This is a genomic window from Acinetobacter sp. ANC 4558 (assembly GCF_002135375.1).
Classification (GTDB): Bacteria; Pseudomonadota; Gammaproteobacteria; order Pseudomonadales; family Moraxellaceae; genus Acinetobacter.
The window spans coordinates 219,104-235,047 of the sequence record NZ_NEGH01000003.1 but is presented as its reverse complement, the minus strand read 5'-3'; the positions used below and the strand labels follow the sequence as shown (position 1 = coordinate 235,047).

Sequence of the window (15,944 nt, the reverse complement as noted above, 5' to 3'; positions counted from 1 at the left end):
GGATAGAATATTTAGGGATTTAAAGCGTATTTTAGGTGATATGCCGATATCGTAGCCAAATACCCCCTGCATCTAATGCTTCTGTATGTATGAGCTGATAAGCTGTCGATACCGCATTATTTAATTCATTTGTACCATGAAAGAGTGTTATCGCGTGATCATCGCCAGAAATGACTGGAGAAATAATTAAGCTAATTTCATCGATATAATTTTCTTTTAAAAAATAACCATTAGTACGTCCGCCACCAGAAACAATTAAGGTTTTTATTCCAAATAAATTAGATAACTTTTCTAAGGCTAAGCCTAAATCTAATTGATTTTCTCCAGCAAAAATATATGAAATTTTCCGTTGTTTTAAGTATGAAACATATTCATCTTTCACCTGATGTGTTAATACTTCAACAATATGGGCAGCGGGTCGATCTTGATAATGTAGCGTATTACTTTCCCACGCAACTTTTCCAGTGGTATCAATCACCACCATATAAATTTGAGCATGGGGTTCTGCGATATAATCTTCTTTAGGATATATCGGTGCATCTATTTCAAACATGGGCTGTTTGAAAAAAGTAAAACTCTCTTCCATCGAAATACGACCACTGAGCCAAGCAGTTGCATGAAATGTATGATTAATTCTTTCATATGCAGTTGTTGCAGGAATAATCTCTGGGGAGGCTAAGAAATCACCAGATGTTTTCCCATCTAAAGAAGTCAACATATGACAAATAATATAGGGTCTTTTCATTGTATTTCTCTAAGATAACTTATTTTCTTGGCAATTGTGTACGTGCAAATTTTTCGTAATTTTCATCACTGAATTCACGTCGCGCACGAACCAATTGTTCAACACCATAAGGTGAACAATAACGTAGCTTATCTGTGGAATCTGTGGTTGCATCAAAAATATCTTGTGCGACTTGTTCTACCGAAGCTGCGCCAATTGCCATTTTTCCCATTGCATTATTTACATTTTCAATGAAACTATCGTAGCTTGTAATATCACTATTTCCTGTATTTTCTTCTGCTGCACGTTGATGAAATGGGCTTATAATGCCACCTGGTTCATAAATTTTGGTGATAATATTTTGTGATGCTAATTCATAAGAGATCGATTCTATAAACCCTTCTAAAGCAAATTTAGTTGATGCATAAATTGAAATGAGAGGGAGCCCCACAATTCCACCACAAGAGCTGACATTTAAAATCACTCCACCACCTTGTTGGCGAAAAATAGGGGTCATTTGTTGAATAACATTCATTACTCCAAATACATTGACATCAAAATTTTTCCGCACTTTATCCATAGGCATTCCTTCAAAAATGCCATATTGTCCAAAGCCTGCATTATTAATGACGAAATTGATTTGTCCGAATATTTTAATACCTTCTGTTATTGCATGTTGAATGCTTGAAATATCTTCGACATCTAATCTGACTTTAATTAAGTTTTTAATTCCATCTAAGCTTGTATTAGCTTCAGGTGATCGCATTGTTGCAATCACACTAAAACCTTTTGCTGCAAATAATTTCGCAGTTGCTTCGCCAACACCTGATGAACAACCTGTGATTAAAACCGTATTTGACATTGAATATTCCTCATGATCTGTTGTTAAAATCCTAGCGAAAAATGATTAATTTGTTAATCCGAAATATATGCATGAACTGTTTTGAATTTCAAAACAATAATATTAAATTTTAAGTTGACATATTGTATTACAATAATATAATAAAAATATTAACGAGACAAAGGAATGCGTATGTCACTTAAAAGTGAAGTCATCGGTTTTATTGGTTTGGGAATGATGGGTTTACCTATGGTTCAACAAATCAATAAGCACGGATATAAAATATATGTTTCAGATCTTGATCATGCAAAAGTAGATAAAGCATTAAGTTTTGATGGTATTGAGCAATTGGATTTAAATAGGCTTCATCAGATAGATATTTTGATTACCATGTTGCCAAATTCAAATATTGTAGAAAAAGCATTACTCGGAGACGAAGACAGGGACGGAGTTTGCGCCCAGTTAAGAGAAAATACAGTCATTATTGATATGAGCTCCTCTGAGCCGTTACGCTCAAGAGCATTAGCAAAGACTTTATCTTTAAAGGGCTTTCAATATTTAGATGCGCCTGTTTCAGGAGGAGTAAAAAAAGCGGTCTCTGGTGAGATCACTATCATGGTTGGCGGACCTCGCCAATTATTTAATGAACACATTGCATTGCTCAAGAGTATGGGAAGTAAAATTATTTATGTCGGTACGAGTGGTTCAGGTCATGCAGCAAAAGCATTAAATAATTATGTGTCGGCAGCTGCGATGACAGCAACAATAGAGGCTTTAAAAGTTGCTGAAAAATTTGGTATCGATCCAGACATTATGACAGATGTCTTGAACTCATCATCAGGTAAAACCAATGCATCTGAAAATAAAATTAAACAATTTGTTTTAAATGAAACATATGCTTCAGGTTTCTCACTTATTTTAATGAATAAGGATTTAAATATTGCTAAAAATTTAACAGAAAATTTGCAATTTAATTTGCCTTTGAGTGATGCCGTTTTTAAGTTTTGGAACACATCGGCAAAAGAATGTCAGGCTAATGTAGATCATACGGAAATTTATAAAAAAATTGGTAATCTAGATGGATAACATGATGAAAATTGATCAGTTTTATATTAATGGACAATGGACTCAACCACATGGAACAAATGTATTAGAACTCATTAACCCATCTAATGAAGACGTGGTTGGGGTGTTATCTTTGGGTAATCAAGAAGATGTGAATGAGGCCGTTAAAGCAGCACGAAATGCATTTTTAAGCTATTCGAATAGTACCGTAGAATATCGAATTAACCTTTTAGAAAATATTCTGAACATTTATAAAGAAAAAATGGATGAATTTGCAGAATTAATTCGTATAGAAATGGGATCTCCCATTACTTTTTCTAAAAATGCTCAAGCTTTACGTGGTGTGGTTCATTTAGAAGCAGCAATATTGGCTTTGAAAAATTTTAATTTTCAGAAGTGTACAAATACAGGTTTTATTTTGCATGAACCAATTGGTGTTTGTGGTTTGATTACACCTTGGAACTGGCCGATTAATCAAATTATGGTGAAAGTAGCTCCTGCTTTAGCGACGGGCTGTACTGTTGTACTTAAGCCAAGTGAATATTCATCTTTAAGTACACAATTGTTTGCACAAGTTTTACATGAAGCTGGTGTACCTCATGGGGTATTTAACTTGGTTTATGGTGATTATGAAGTCGGTGAAGCCATTTCATTGCATCCCGATATTGATATGATTTCTTTTACTGGCTCGACGCAAGCAGGAATTAAAGTTGCTCAAAATGCAGCTCTTACCGTAAAACGTGTTGCACAAGAGCTAGGTGGAAAGTCACCAAATATTGTCTTGGATGATGTTGACTTTGATACGGTAATTACTCTAGCAGTTGCTGCTTGCTTCACGAATTCAGGGCAATCTTGTTCAATTCCGACGAGATTATTAGTCCCTCAAAGTCAGTTAAAGCATGTCGAAACAATTGCAATTAAAGCCGCACAGTCTTATGTCGTAGGTGATACATCAAATGAATTAACGACACTAGGGCCTTTGGTTAATTTAAAACAGTATGAACGAGTTCAGTCTTTGATTCAGACTGCAATTAATGAAGGTGCAACATTAATTCATGGTGGTCTAGGTAAACCAGAAGGGTTAGAGAAAGGATATTTTGTAAAACCAACTATTTTTTCTGATGTGCACTCGAAAATGATCATTGCTCAAGAAGAAATTTTTGGTCCTGTACTGGTCATACTTCCATATTTTTCTGAATCTGAGGCGATTGATATTGCAAACGATAGCCCATATGGGCTGGCATCTTATATTCAATCGAATGATGAAAATAGGGCATTTGAAATTGCCAAAAGAATACGTGCAGGTAACGTACAAATTAACTATCCACCTCCAGATTTTAATGCACCTTTTGGCGGTTATAAACAGTCTGGCAATGGTCGTGAATGGGGCGAGTATGGATTACATGAATATTTAGAAATTAAAGCAGTGATTAAACGTAATGGAGTATGTAAATAATGACAAATTCAAATTTTGATCAAGGATTTAAAAACAGAAAACAGGTTTTAGGTGCAGTACATGTTGAAAAATCTTGGGAAAATGCGGATGAGCTGAATAAACCCATGCAAGAGTTAGTCACAGAATATTGTTGGGGTGCTGTCTGGGGAGATGAGACTTTAGACTACAAAACTAGAAGTATGTTGAATATCGCAATGTTGACCGTTTTAAGCCAACATCATGAACTGAGCGTACATGTTCGAGGTGCGATTACCAATGGTGTTTCACATGAAGAAATTGCAGCAATTATTCGGCAAGCTGCTGTTTATGGAGGAGTACCGTGTGGTTTAGCAGCAATGAGAGTTGCTTCAGATGTGATCAAGTCAGTTTGAATCTTTGAGGGGTAATTTACCCCTCATGACTTTAATATTTATTTTGTAGCATATTCTTGATGTATTTTCTCAAGAATCTTTAAAGCTGTTTTTTCTGCATTTTCAACATGTTTATTTGATAGTTTTTCAGTTAGATCGTGGTTTCTAGCCCGAATCGCATCAAGAATTTCTTTAATTTCAAATATACTTTCTTGTAGTCGTTGTTCATCAAGTAGAGAGGTTTTACGTAAAATATTGACTCTTGAATTAATGCTATTAATGACATCTTGAATTAAGGTGTTACCACAATGTTGGAATAATATTTCGTAAATTTTATTTTTAGAATGAATAATAGATATTTTTTCTTTGCTTTCTAAATCTTTTTCTAAATCATTGACTGCATTTGCTAATAATTCAATTTGTTCAAGTGTCGAATTTTGTGAAAATAATTTAAAAGCATAACCTTCCATGACTTTTCTTAGGGCATAGATATCTTTTGCCTCTTGGATCGAAATCAAAGTCACAATTGGACCTTTGTGAGGAATAATAATAATTAATTTTTCAGCTTCAAGTTTCCTCAATGCTTCTCTTATTGATGTTCGGCTCACACCCAACATTTCACAAAGTTCTCGTTCGACTAACTTCTGATTTGGGTGGAAATATCCAGTAAGAATACACTCTCTCAATTTATTTTCCACTTGCCCTCTTAATGTTTCGGGTTGGATTAATAACTGATCTTGACTATTCATATGCTGTTGAAAAATTCGAATGAAATGATATCGATCATATAAGATATATGATTGTAATACAATATGTATATTTTTAAAGATTTAGGTAAAATAGATTGAAAAAATTATAATAACGTATTATTGTAATACAAAATTTACTTAAGGGAATTAAAGTGAATACCAAAGCAGCTGTTTTAAGAAATATGAATTGTAAGTTTCCTTATGCACAAAGCCGCCCTTTAATCATTGAGGAAATTGAGCTTTTGCCTCCTGGTCCTGATGAGGTTCTATTAAAAATAAAGGCTGCCGGCATTTGCCATTCAGATTTATCGATTATAGAAGGTGTGCGTCCACGACCACTGCCGATGGTTATTGGGCATGAAGCTTCAGGGGAAATTGTTGAAGTTGGAAGTAATGTCAAAAATTTTGCGATTGGAGACCATGTTGTTTGTAGCTTTGTACCTTCATGTGGAGAATGTTTACCATGTTCGATTGGCAAACCATCTTTATGTGAACCAGGTGCAATTTCAGGGGCTAAAGGCACGCTTTTTTCAGGCGCTCAAAAAATTAAAAAAGATACAGAATTCTTTTTCCATCACTCAGGTATTTCAGCTTTCTCTGAATATGCAGTGGTATCAAAGCACTCTTTAGTGAAAATAAAACAAGATATTCCTTATGAATATTCAGCTTTATTTGGCTGTGCAGTATTAACGGGTGTCGGTGCAGCATTAAATTCATCTAGTTTAAAAATGGGTTCTACTGTTGCCATTATTGGTATGGGTGGAGTTGGAATGTCTGCTTTACTGGGCTGTATTGCTGCGGGTGCTAAGGAAATTATTGCAATTGATGTAAATGATAAAAAGCTCGAATTTTGTAAGGAATTGGGTGCAGATCTTTGTATTAATTCAAATGATCCTGAGGCAGATCATAAAATTAAAGAATTGACGCATGGAGGAGTCGATATTGTGTTGGAGTTTGCAGGTCATCCAAGTGCGATTGAATTTGCATGGAAAATAACAAAAAGAGGCGGAGAAATTGTCAGTGCGAGTTTAGCCAAACCCAATGCAACATTTCAGCTTCCCTTAACCAATTTAGTCACAGATGAAAAAAAAATCTCAGGATGTTATATGGGTTCAAGCGTACCGCGCCGTGATATTCCAAATTATATCGATTTATTTTTAAAAGGAAAATTACCTGTAGATCGATTAATTACGCATAAATTGAAATTAGAAGAAATTAACGAAAGTATGGACCGTCTAAAGTCAGGTGAAGCGATTCGTCAAATTATTATGTTTTAAGTAAACGTATAGGAAATGAATATGGAAAAGGAAATAAATTCCATAGCAGGGCAACCTGCTGAACACATGGAAGTTCCAGATCAAGCAACAAAAAAAGTCATCTTTGCTGCATCTGTCGGAACCGTATTTGAGTGGTATGAGTTCACTCTTTATGGTGCACTTGCAGCTGTGATTGCATTAAACTTTTTTTCGGGTTTAGACCCATCTACAGGATTTATCTTTGCATTATTAATTTTCGCGGTCGGTTTTATTATGCGGCCTGTTGGTGCAGTTGTATTCGGTCGGATAGGCGATAAACTTGGCCGAAAAAAGACCTTTATGATTACAGTGATTATTATGGGAATTAGTACCGTGATTGTCGGTTTACTTCCAACATATAATCAGATTGGCATTTGGGCCCCCTTATTGTTGATTACAATGCGAATGATTCAGGGATTGGCGCTAGGTGGTGAATACGGTGGGGCAGCAACGTATGTTGCAGAACACTCAACTTCTAAAAATAGAGGGCTCAATACTTCTTGGATTTCAGCAACTGGAACACTTGGATTATTATTGGCATTTGCAGTCATTATGATTTCACGCTGGCTGACTGGAGATGAGTTTAATGAATGGGGATGGCGTATTCCATTCTTATTTTCGTTATTACTGTTACTTTTTTCAATAAAAATTCGTAAAGGTATGGATGAGTCACCTGCATTTAAAAAAATGCAGAAAGAAAAAACATTATCTAAATCGCCATTAAGAGATACATTTTTAGACCCAACAAATATTAAAAGATTATTAATTGCATTCTTTGGAATTTGTGGGGGAATGACATGTGCTTACTATATTGCAGTACTTTATCCGACTTTCTTTTTAACGCAAATTTTAAAAGTTGATCCCCAAATAGCAAATTCTGTTGTCACAATATCATTGATCGCTGGGATACCAATGTTTCTCTTTTCAGGGTGGTTGTCAGATAGAATCGGTCGTAAAAAAACACTTTTAATCGGTTTTACATTAACTGCTTTGGTGATTTTTCCTATATTTAAAGGCGTTGCATATTTTGCAAACCCAAGTATGGTCGCAAGTTTGGAAAAAACACCTATTTATTTAAACTTACCCACAGAAGAAAAATGCTCCTTTATGTTTAATCCGACGGGAACTCGACAATTTACTAAACCGTGTGATTTAGCAAAACAAGCATTAGCAAATAGTGGGTTAAGTTATACAACAGTACAAGACGCGAATATCTCGAATGTATCTATTACGGTTGGCAATACTCATATTGAAAACTTTCAAGTAGGGGAAGAAGGATATAAAGAAACGATTGCTAAGATTACGACCAATTTAAAAGAGAATTTAGCAGCCAATAACATTCCAACAGAAGCAAATGCAGATGAGTTTCGAAAAGGACCTGTCATTGCATTACTTATTGTACTGGTATGGTGCGGTTTATTTACCTTAACGCCTGTTGCACCAGCATTGCTTGAAATGTTTCCTGCTAAAATTCGTTATACATCAATGTCATTCCCTTATCATTTTGCAAGTGGATGGGTTGGTGGACTTTTACCAACAATTGCATTTGCCATTTCAATCCAAACAGGAAATATATACTTTGGTTTATGGTATCCCGTGTGTTGGATTGTTTTATCTTTATTCGTTTGTTTGATCTTCTTTAAAGAAACAAAAAATGTAGATATTAACAAGTAGTACGAATAAAGAAAGCTCACGCATTGTGAGCTTTCTTTATAAAAAAGCGAAGAATTAAAATATATTTCTTCTTTAAAAGACATAATATAAAGTTAAAAATTAGATTTTAGCGATGATATTAAATTGAAGGCATGTAACTTTCATTGTCATAACGCGATAAAAAATAAAATTAAATGTCTTTATATTAAATGTACTTTTCTTATAGTATAAATTTAATTTACATTCAGGCTATTATTAGCTCCATCTATTATGATCGACCTCAACTTAGTCAAAGTATTTATTACAATTTACGATACGCGTAGTGTTAGTATTGCGGCTGAACGTTTAAATATTACTCAGCCTTCAGTGAGTCATAATTTATCTAGATTAAGACATATATTTAAAGATCAATTATTTACAAGAACAAAAGAAGGTATGATTCCAACGGCGTATTCCGTCCAATTATATGAATCTTTGAATCAACCCTTAATTGATATTGAAAACACCATTGGTGAAGTGACAAATTTTGATATTAAAAATAGTGAGCGTTGTTTTAAAATTGCCTTAACAGATATTGGTGGAATGTATTTTTTACCTAAAATTTATGAAGATTTAGAAAAAATTGCACCAAATATCTCTTTGGAAGTGGTAACTGTCGATATGAATAAATTATCAGACTGGCTCATTACTGGGAAAATTGATGCAGCAATTTGTAATAAAAATCTCGAAGAAAGAAACTTAAATACGCTTAGATTATTTCAAGAAAAATATGTGTGTTTAGTTAGCCGAAATATAAAGCTTATCAACAACAAGTTGGATTTAGATACGTTTCTTAAAGAAAATCATGCAGTTGTTTCAGCATCTACGGGTCATAATTTAGTTGAAAGTTATTTGAATCAAAAAGGTCTAAGAAGAAAAATAAAATTGCGCGTTCCACAGTTTAGTATTCTGAATGAATTAATTGAAAAACATAATTTAATAGTGACAGTGCCTTCGAGAATCGGGGCATATTTTGAAGCGAATGAAAACATTAATATTTATGAGCCACCATTTCAATTACCAGAGTTTGATGTCACCTTACATTGGTATAAAAAAGCAGGAGATGTCATTGCACAAAAATGGTTTATTAATTTTTTACAAGATACACTTTCATGATTGAGTATTCATGCAAAAACAACATTTTACTCATACTTTGTATTCAGGTGAAATAGAAGCAAAAAAATTATAAATATAGATTTAAACTATAATTAATAATATTTATTATTCATTTGATCTATATTTTTAATCCTCCTATGATTTGTGTATAACACCACAATCAGGGAATTATTGTGAAGACAGTTCATCACTATACTTATGAAATTTTAAGAAATAATGAAATAACGACAATATTTGGAAATCCAGGTTCAAATGAACTTCCTTTTTTAAAGGATTTCCCTGTAGATTTTCAGTATATTTTAGGCTTACATGAAGGTGCTGTGGTTGGGATGGCAGATGGATATGCCCAAGCAACTGGACGCCCTGCATTTGTTAATCTACATTCAGCAGCAGGGACAGGGAATGCGATGGGCGCTTTAAGCAATGCTTGGAATTCTCATACGCCTTTAGTGATTACATCGGGACAGCAAACTCGTGCAATGATGGGTGTTGAGGCCTTACTGACAAACTTAGAGGCAGCACAATTACCTAAGCCATTAGTAAAGTGGAGTCACGAACCAGCAAGTGCAGAAGAAGTTCCACATGCAATTAAACGTGCAATTGATATTGCAGGTGCTGAAGCTGCGGGGCCTGTGTATGTCTCTATTCCTTATAGTGATTGGGATGTTGAAGTAGACGAGCAAAATGATCATTTACTGACGAAGAAAGTTGTTGATTCACAATGTTTGTCTCATCATTATTTAAATATAATTGCTGGAAAAATTAATCAAGCTACAAATGTTGCCATTGTTTTTGGAACAGATATTGATCGACAATATGCAAATGAAAGTGCCATTAAATTTGCTGAAAATTTAAATGCTCCTGTCTGGGTTGCACCATCCTCTCCTCGTTGCCCATTTCCAACAACGCATCCCCATTTTCAGGGAATTTTACCTGCCAGTATTGCAGGTATTTCAAGCATATTTGAGCAATATGATCTTGTACTTGTTTTTGGTGCACCTGTATTTCGTTATCACCAATATGAACCAGGTGAATATTTAGCAGCACAAACCAAACTCATTGCATTTTCGTGTGATATTCATGAAGCGGCCAGAGCTGCAATGGGAACGAATTATATTTGCGATCTAGAGGATTGTTTAACTCGATTAAGTGAAATTGTAGAGACAAAAACGACGAATGTCCCATTGCGCCCAACAGTTGAATTAGCGGAGTCAAGTCAACATCAGTTTATTCAACCTGAACGTTTATTCGATTTGATTAATCAGTTCAGTCCTGAGCACACAATTTATACCAATGAATCAACCTCTACCACCAATATACTTTGGGAGCGTTTAAGCTTAACAGGACAAGGCAGTTATTATTTTGCAGCCGCAGGTGGTCTTGGATTTGCAATGCCAGCAGCGGTTGGAATTCAATTGGCACAGTCACAGCGAAAAGTTGTTGCAATTATTGGCGATGGTTCTGCGAATTATAGTATTACTGCGTTATGGACTGCTGCTCAGTATAAAATTCCTGTTATTTTTATTATTCTTAAAAATGGAACATATGGTGCATTACGTTGGTTTGCAGATGTTTTGAATGCTAAAAATGTACCTGGAATGGATGTCCCAGATATCAATTTTAGCCAAATTGCTCAAGGTTATGGCGTAAATGCTTATAGTGTTTGTCAAGATGAAGAATTTATTTACACTTTTCAGCAGGCATTAAATTCAGATAAGCCAACATTGATTGAGGTTTTAACAGCAAATCATCAGTAAATGATGAAATCCAAAGGGTAAGGTAGCAGGGTGCAAAGGAGTAGCAACGTGCAAAATGATCCAATTATTCAAGCATTTCAAAAAATTTTAAAGCCAACTCAAATATTGATTGAAAAGCCGATTATGTCACCTTATTTGAAAGGATTTAGAGTTGGAAAAGGAGATGCAATTGCTGTTGTTATTCCCCATACTTTACTTGAATTATGGAATATCTTAGTGTGCTGTGTCACACACGATGTTGTGATGATTTTACAAGCAGCAAACACAGGAGTTACAGGTGGTTCTACGCCTGACGCGGACGATTATGACCGAAATGTTGTGGTGGTCAGCACCAAAAAATTAAAAGGTTTACATTTATTAGAACAAGTGAATCAAGTCCTTGCCTTTCCTGGAACCTCATTAACAGAGTTAGAAAATGCACTGAAGCCTTATGGAAGAGAACCACATTCCGTTATTGGTTCTTCATGTATTGGTGCTTCTGTAATCGGGGGTGTTTGTAATAATTCAGGTGGCTCCTTAATTCATCGAGGTCCTGCTTATACAGAAAAAGCATTATTTGCGCAGATTGATGAAAATGGAGCATTAATCTTAGTGAATCATTTAGGCATAGAATTAGGTAGTACACCTGAGGAAATTTTTCAAAATTTAGAACAGAAAAATTATCAAATTGAACAAAATGATTTGTGGGATGGTCGAATTTGGGCAGAAAATTATGCAGAGAATTTACGGGATATACATACCCCAACACCAACCCGATATAACGGTAATCCTACATACTTATATGAAGCTGCTGGATGTTCAGGAAAACTCGCAGTCTTTGCAGTGAGATTACCGACTTTTGAACAAGCTACAGATTCTGTGACCTTTTTGATTGGAAGCCATGATGAATTAGCACTAATTCAATTACGTCAATATTTATTAAAGCATTTGTCGGTGTTGCCAAGTCAAGCAGAGTATATTCATCAACACGCATTTCAATTAACACAGCGTTATGCAAAACATATGTATAAAGCCATTGATATTTGGGGTGCTGAAAAAATTCCTGAACTATTCAATTTAAAATTCAAAATTGACCGTTTTTTTCAAAAAGCGCCATTTTTTCCAAAAAATATGGCTGATCGTTTCATTCAACTCTTTAATCGCATGACTCCCTCTTGGATTGAACCGAGAATATTAAACTTTCATCAGCAATATCCCCACTTGCTGATGCTTAAAATAGATGCACAACAAAGGCATGAATTACAGCAGTTATTGACTCATTTTTCATCTGAAAAACCAATACAGTTTTTCCAATGTACAGCAAAAGAAGAAAAAAATATTTTTCTCATTCGTTTTGCTGTCGGTGGGTGCATTATTTACTATTGTGAAAGCCATGAAATTGATCCAAATCAGCGCTTGGTTTCATTTGATGTGGCATTTTGTAGAACAGACCAGCAATGGTTAATTCAATTACCAGAACACTTACAGAATCAGGTTTTAATGGAAAGTTGCTGTGGGCATTTTTTCTGTTTTGTTTCTCATCAAGATTATTTATTAAAAGATGGTGTAGATATAAAACAGTTTAAAAATGAAGTTCTTACTTATCTAGAATCTCGTGGAGCTAAATATCCTGCAGAACATAATGTAGGACATTTATACAGTGCATCCGCAGATTATCAAGCACATTTAAAACAACTAGACCCAACAAATAGTTTTAATCCTGGTATCGGCAAAACCAGCAAATACAAGTATTGGAATCCAATTGGAAAAATCTAGTTTAAATGAAATAAAGGAAGTCACTTTGTCTCGTAAATTAATTAATGTAGAAGATTATCGCCTGCAAGCGAAAGCAACCTTACCTCGGATCATTTTTGATTATTTGGATGGGGGTGCTGAAGATGAAAAAGGATTACAGCAGAATAGAGCGGTATTTGATCAATGGCGGTTTAAACCTCACCGCTTAATTGATATTAGCCGTAGAGATATTTCTTGTGAATTATTTAATAAAAAATGGGATGCTCCATTTGCCATCGCACCGACGGGTTTGAATGGTTCATTATGGCCTAAGGCTGATAGCCTATTAGCAAAAAGCGCAGCCAAAGCAAATATTCCATTCATGCTTTCAACGGCATCAAATATGTCGATAGAAGACGTTGCACAAGCATGTGATGGCGAAAAATGGTTTCAGCTCTATGTTGTACATCAAGAGCTCGCTATACAAATGGTCAATCGGGCTTTAAAAGCAGGATATACAACCTTAATTATTACACTTGATGTTGGTGTAAATGGGTATAGAGAACGAGATATTAGAAATGAATTTAGTTTACCTTTACGTTTATCACCGAGTTTAGTGATGGATAGTTTATTACATCCTGCATGGTCTTTAAGATTTTTACGTAGTGGTATGCCTGAATTAGCAAACTTTGTGACTTCCGAGGCAAATAGTTTAGAAGTTCAAGCGGCACTTATGAGCAGACAAATGGATGCAAGTTTTGATCTGGAGAGTTTAAAAAGAATTCGAGAAATTTGGCCACATACATTATTGGTTAAAGGTATTGTTCGTCTTGAAGATGCACAACGTAGTATTGAATGTGGTGCAGATGGAGTTATTCTATCTAATCATGGTGGTCGACAGTTAGATTGCAGCATTTCACCTATGGAAACACTGAATACAGTTGCTCAAAATATGCAAGGTGCTGTCTTAATTGATAGTGGTTTTAGACGAGGCTCTGATATTGTTAAAGCTTTATGCTTAGGGGCAGACATGGTTTGCTTAGGACGCGCGACGTTATATGGTCTAGCAGCAAAAGGAGAGCAAGGTGTGGATGATGTGATTCATTTACTTAAGCAAGATATTGACCGTACATTAGCGCAATTAGGCTGTAGTTCGATCAAAAAATTAAGTGCTGAGTACTTGGTGAAAATTTAATATTTTCAATCTATTATTTGATGAATGATATAAATCCTAATGAATGAGTAAAAGGTTATTTTGAGACTGAAAAGAGAAACGTTACATATCGGAAAAATGAGCATTAATAGTAATTCATGACTGATATGTAAAAGCTTTTTTAACACTTAATTTAAAATAGATAGCGGATGATCAATAGACGGAAATGAATATCATTTATTTAACGATTCAAAATATAAGTCTAAAAAATTTGAAGAAAACTTGCAGATGAAGAGAAATATATACTTTAATATATTGTGTTTTTCATAAGTAATTGTATTTATAGATATAAAAATAATTGGGTAAAATAAATATTCATATTTTTAAGTTTTTTGATGAATAGAACTTGTATTCAGATTGTTTTTTTATATAATTGAGTGATTACTCATTTTAAGTTTTTATATATTATGGCTCGTCCGCTCAGCCCAGAAAAACATCAAGCACTTCTGATGTCAGCAATGCAAGCAATTGCAGAGCAAGGCGTATTAGCGACGACCTCTATAATTGCAAAAAAAGCGGGTGTTGCTGAAGGAACCTTGTTTACCTATTTTGAAAATAAGGACAAGTTATTTCAGGAATTATATCTGTATTTAAAAAAAACATTGTCTGATTCTATGATGCCAAATTATCCACATCATGAAAAACATCAGGTTCAATTACAATATTTGTTCCAAGGTTATGTGCGTTGGGGATTGCGAAATCCTGAAGGTCGCCGTGCACTGACACAATTAATGGTTTCAGGACTTATTTCAGAAGATTCTATTGCAGTTGCGTCCGAACCATTCTTAGATGTTTATCATATGTTTGAAGATGCTGTTATTCAAAAAATTTTAATGGAAGCTCCAATTTCATTTATGACTTCCATTATTGAAGATATTGCGAATACCACCATTAACTCAATGACAAACAATGAAAAAGAGACAGATTACTATATGTCTTTAGGCTTCGAAATTGTTTGGAAAGCAATTCGATATTAATTTTTTTAAATATTAAATGATTGATTAATCACTCACTAAAAGGTAAATACAATGGCAAAATGGTTTATTACAGGTGCTTCTAGCGGACTAGGTTTAGAACTGACTAAAAAATTACTGGTTGAAGGGCATACTGTTGTCGCAGCTGTACGCCGTACAAATATTCTTGAGGAATTACGACAAGAATACCCACAAACATTAATAGTTGAATCACTTGATGTTACCGAGACAGCACAAATTAAACGCGTAGCATTAAGACATCCAGATGTTGATGTTGTGGTAAATAATGCGGGTGGAGCAATTATTGGGGCTATGGAAGAGTTGACAGAGCAAGATATTCAACAACAAATTTCATTAAATTTGCTTGCTCCAATTCATATAACACGGGCTTTTTTACCTACATTTCGGGCCAAAAGCTCAGGAACATTTATTCATATTACCAGTATTGGGGGGAGAGTGAGTTTTGCAGCAGGCTCTTTATATCATGCTGCTAAATTTGGTTTAGAAGGTTTTGCAGAATCAGTAAGCCAAGAAGTTTCTGAATTTGGAATAAAAACACTCATCATAGAACCTGGTTCAATTAAGACAGGCTTTGTTGCTAATATTCAATGGACGAATGAATCAGATTTTTATAAGAATAGTACAGTCGGTCATTTACGCCATTGGATTCAAGAAAATGGTGAGGAAACAACATCTGGAGATCCTAAAAAAATGGCAAATGTTATTTTTAATTTAAGTCAGTTGGAACATCCACCATTACGGACAACCCTAGGTATTGATGCTTATAGCACGTTAGAAAAAGCATATCAAAATAGTTTGTCGATCTTGCAATCACAAAAAGAGTTAGCTGAGTCTGTTGCATTTGAAGGAAAAATGGGTTTTATCCCAAGTTAGTTAAATATCACGTGATGATATGTGTAAAAGAATGATATGAATCGATGTCATATTTCAACTGAATACACTCAAAAAACATGAGATACAGGCAATTTAAGAAGGTAA

14 protein-coding genes are annotated in these 15,944 nt (G+C 34.7%); 11 read left to right on the top strand and 3 right to left on the bottom strand.

The genetic code is table 11. The features are described from left to right. Window positions 1–31 precede the first annotated feature (31 nt). Together B9T31_RS05665 and B9T31_RS05660 are read right to left on the bottom strand one after the other, a co-directional pair. Entirely contained in the window at window positions 32–745 is a 714-nt protein-coding gene (locus B9T31_RS05665; RefSeq protein WP_086180981.1) for a RibD family protein, read from the bottom strand. Window positions 746–764: 19 nt separating this feature from the next. After that, window positions 765–1,586: an SDR family oxidoreductase gene (locus B9T31_RS05660; protein ID WP_086180980.1), complete on the bottom strand. Its 822-nt coding sequence runs from the start codon at window positions 1,584–1,586 to the stop codon at window positions 765–767. A gap of 171 nt (window positions 1,587–1,757) precedes the next feature. On the opposite strand from B9T31_RS05660, the gene B9T31_RS05655 reads away from it, so the two are divergent. The 3 genes from B9T31_RS05655 to B9T31_RS05645 are packed head-to-tail and all read left to right on the top strand — an operon-like array spanning window position 1,758 to window position 4,457. Further along, window positions 1,758–2,651 carry an NAD(P)-dependent oxidoreductase gene (locus tag B9T31_RS05655; protein WP_086180979.1) on the top strand — a complete coding sequence of 298 codons (894 nt, stop codon included), beginning with the start codon at window positions 1,758–1,760 and terminating at the stop codon, window positions 2,649–2,651. A 4-nt stretch (window positions 2,652–2,655) separates the two neighbouring features. Next, complete coding sequence (locus tag B9T31_RS05650; RefSeq protein ID WP_228145985.1) at window positions 2,656–4,086, top strand: aldehyde dehydrogenase family protein; 1,431 nt, start codon at window positions 2,656–2,658, stop codon at window positions 4,084–4,086. Beyond that, a complete protein-coding gene (locus B9T31_RS05645; RefSeq protein WP_086180978.1) occupies window positions 4,086–4,457 on the top strand; it encodes a carboxymuconolactone decarboxylase family protein in 372 nt (123 codons plus the stop codon). The genes B9T31_RS05650 and B9T31_RS05645 overlap by 1 nt, the downstream gene beginning before the upstream one ends. Window positions 4,458–4,495: 38 nt before the next feature. On the opposite strand, the gene B9T31_RS05640 is transcribed toward B9T31_RS05645, so the two are convergent. Further along, a complete protein-coding gene (locus B9T31_RS05640) occupies window positions 4,496–5,185 on the bottom strand; it encodes a GntR family transcriptional regulator (protein ID WP_086180977.1) in 690 nt (229 codons plus the stop codon). Between the two features lie 152 nt (window positions 5,186–5,337). Between B9T31_RS05640 and B9T31_RS05635 the strand changes: the two genes are divergently transcribed. The 8 genes from B9T31_RS05635 (at window position 5,338) to B9T31_RS05600 (ending at window position 15,839) form a co-directional block, all read left to right on the top strand. Continuing rightward, on the top strand, window positions 5,338–6,462 hold the full coding sequence (locus B9T31_RS05635) for a zinc-dependent alcohol dehydrogenase family protein (RefSeq protein WP_086180976.1): 1,125 nt from the start codon (window positions 5,338–5,340) through the stop codon (window positions 6,460–6,462). Window positions 6,463–6,483: 21 nt separating this feature from the next. Next, a complete protein-coding gene (locus B9T31_RS05630; protein WP_228145984.1) occupies window positions 6,484–8,154 on the top strand; it encodes an MFS transporter in 1,671 nt (556 codons plus the stop codon). Window positions 8,155–8,403: 249 nt separating this feature from the next. Next, a complete protein-coding gene (locus tag B9T31_RS05625) occupies window positions 8,404–9,288 on the top strand; it encodes a LysR family transcriptional regulator (protein WP_086180975.1) in 885 nt (294 codons plus the stop codon). A 173-nt stretch (window positions 9,289–9,461) separates the two neighbouring features. Next, on the top strand, window positions 9,462–11,045 hold the full coding sequence (gene mdlC / locus B9T31_RS05620) for a benzoylformate decarboxylase (protein WP_086180974.1): 1,584 nt from the start codon (window positions 9,462–9,464) through the stop codon (window positions 11,043–11,045). A gap of 48 nt (window positions 11,046–11,093) precedes the next feature. Beyond that, a complete protein-coding gene (gene dld / locus B9T31_RS05615) occupies window positions 11,094–12,800 on the top strand; it encodes a D-lactate dehydrogenase (protein WP_086180973.1) in 1,707 nt (568 codons plus the stop codon). A gap of 25 nt (window positions 12,801–12,825) precedes the next feature. Then, on the top strand, window positions 12,826–13,953 hold the full coding sequence (locus B9T31_RS05610; RefSeq protein WP_086181085.1) for an alpha-hydroxy-acid oxidizing protein: 1,128 nt from the start codon (window positions 12,826–12,828) through the stop codon (window positions 13,951–13,953). A 425-nt stretch (window positions 13,954–14,378) separates the two neighbouring features. Beyond that, entirely contained in the window at window positions 14,379–14,948 is a 570-nt protein-coding gene (locus B9T31_RS05605; RefSeq protein ID WP_086180972.1) for a TetR/AcrR family transcriptional regulator, read from the top strand. Between the two features lie 51 nt (window positions 14,949–14,999). Continuing rightward, window positions 15,000–15,839: an SDR family NAD(P)-dependent oxidoreductase gene (locus B9T31_RS05600; protein WP_086180971.1), complete on the top strand. Its 840-nt coding sequence runs from the start codon at window positions 15,000–15,002 to the stop codon at window positions 15,837–15,839. Window positions 15,840–15,944 lie beyond the last annotated feature (105 nt).

Bases quoted from the DNA above. Each gene is read 5' to 3' on its own strand.
- B9T31_RS05665 (WP_086180981.1), bottom strand. From the start codon at position 745: ATGAAAAGACCCTATATTATTTGTCATATGTTGACTTCTTTAGATGGG.
- B9T31_RS05660 (WP_086180980.1), bottom strand. From the start codon at position 1,586: ATGTCAAATACGGTTTTAATCACAGGTTGTTCATCAGGTGTTGGCGAA.
- B9T31_RS05655 (WP_086180979.1), top strand. From the start codon at position 1,758: ATGTCACTTAAAAGTGAAGTCATCGGTTTTATTGGTTTGGGAATGATG.
- B9T31_RS05650 (WP_228145985.1), top strand. From the start codon at position 2,656: ATGAAAATTGATCAGTTTTATATTAATGGACAATGGACTCAACCACAT.
- B9T31_RS05645 (WP_086180978.1), top strand. From the start codon at position 4,086: ATGACAAATTCAAATTTTGATCAAGGATTTAAAAACAGAAAACAGGTT.
- B9T31_RS05640 (WP_086180977.1), bottom strand. From the start codon at position 5,185: ATGAATAGTCAAGATCAGTTATTAATCCAACCCGAAACATTAAGAGGG.
- B9T31_RS05630 (WP_228145984.1), top strand. From the start codon at position 6,484: ATGGAAAAGGAAATAAATTCCATAGCAGGGCAACCTGCTGAACACATG.
- B9T31_RS05625 (WP_086180975.1), top strand. From the start codon at position 8,404: ATGATCGACCTCAACTTAGTCAAAGTATTTATTACAATTTACGATACG.
- B9T31_RS05605 (WP_086180972.1), top strand. From the start codon at position 14,379: ATGGCTCGTCCGCTCAGCCCAGAAAAACATCAAGCACTTCTGATGTCA.
- B9T31_RS05600 (WP_086180971.1), top strand. From the start codon at position 15,000: ATGGCAAAATGGTTTATTACAGGTGCTTCTAGCGGACTAGGTTTAGAA.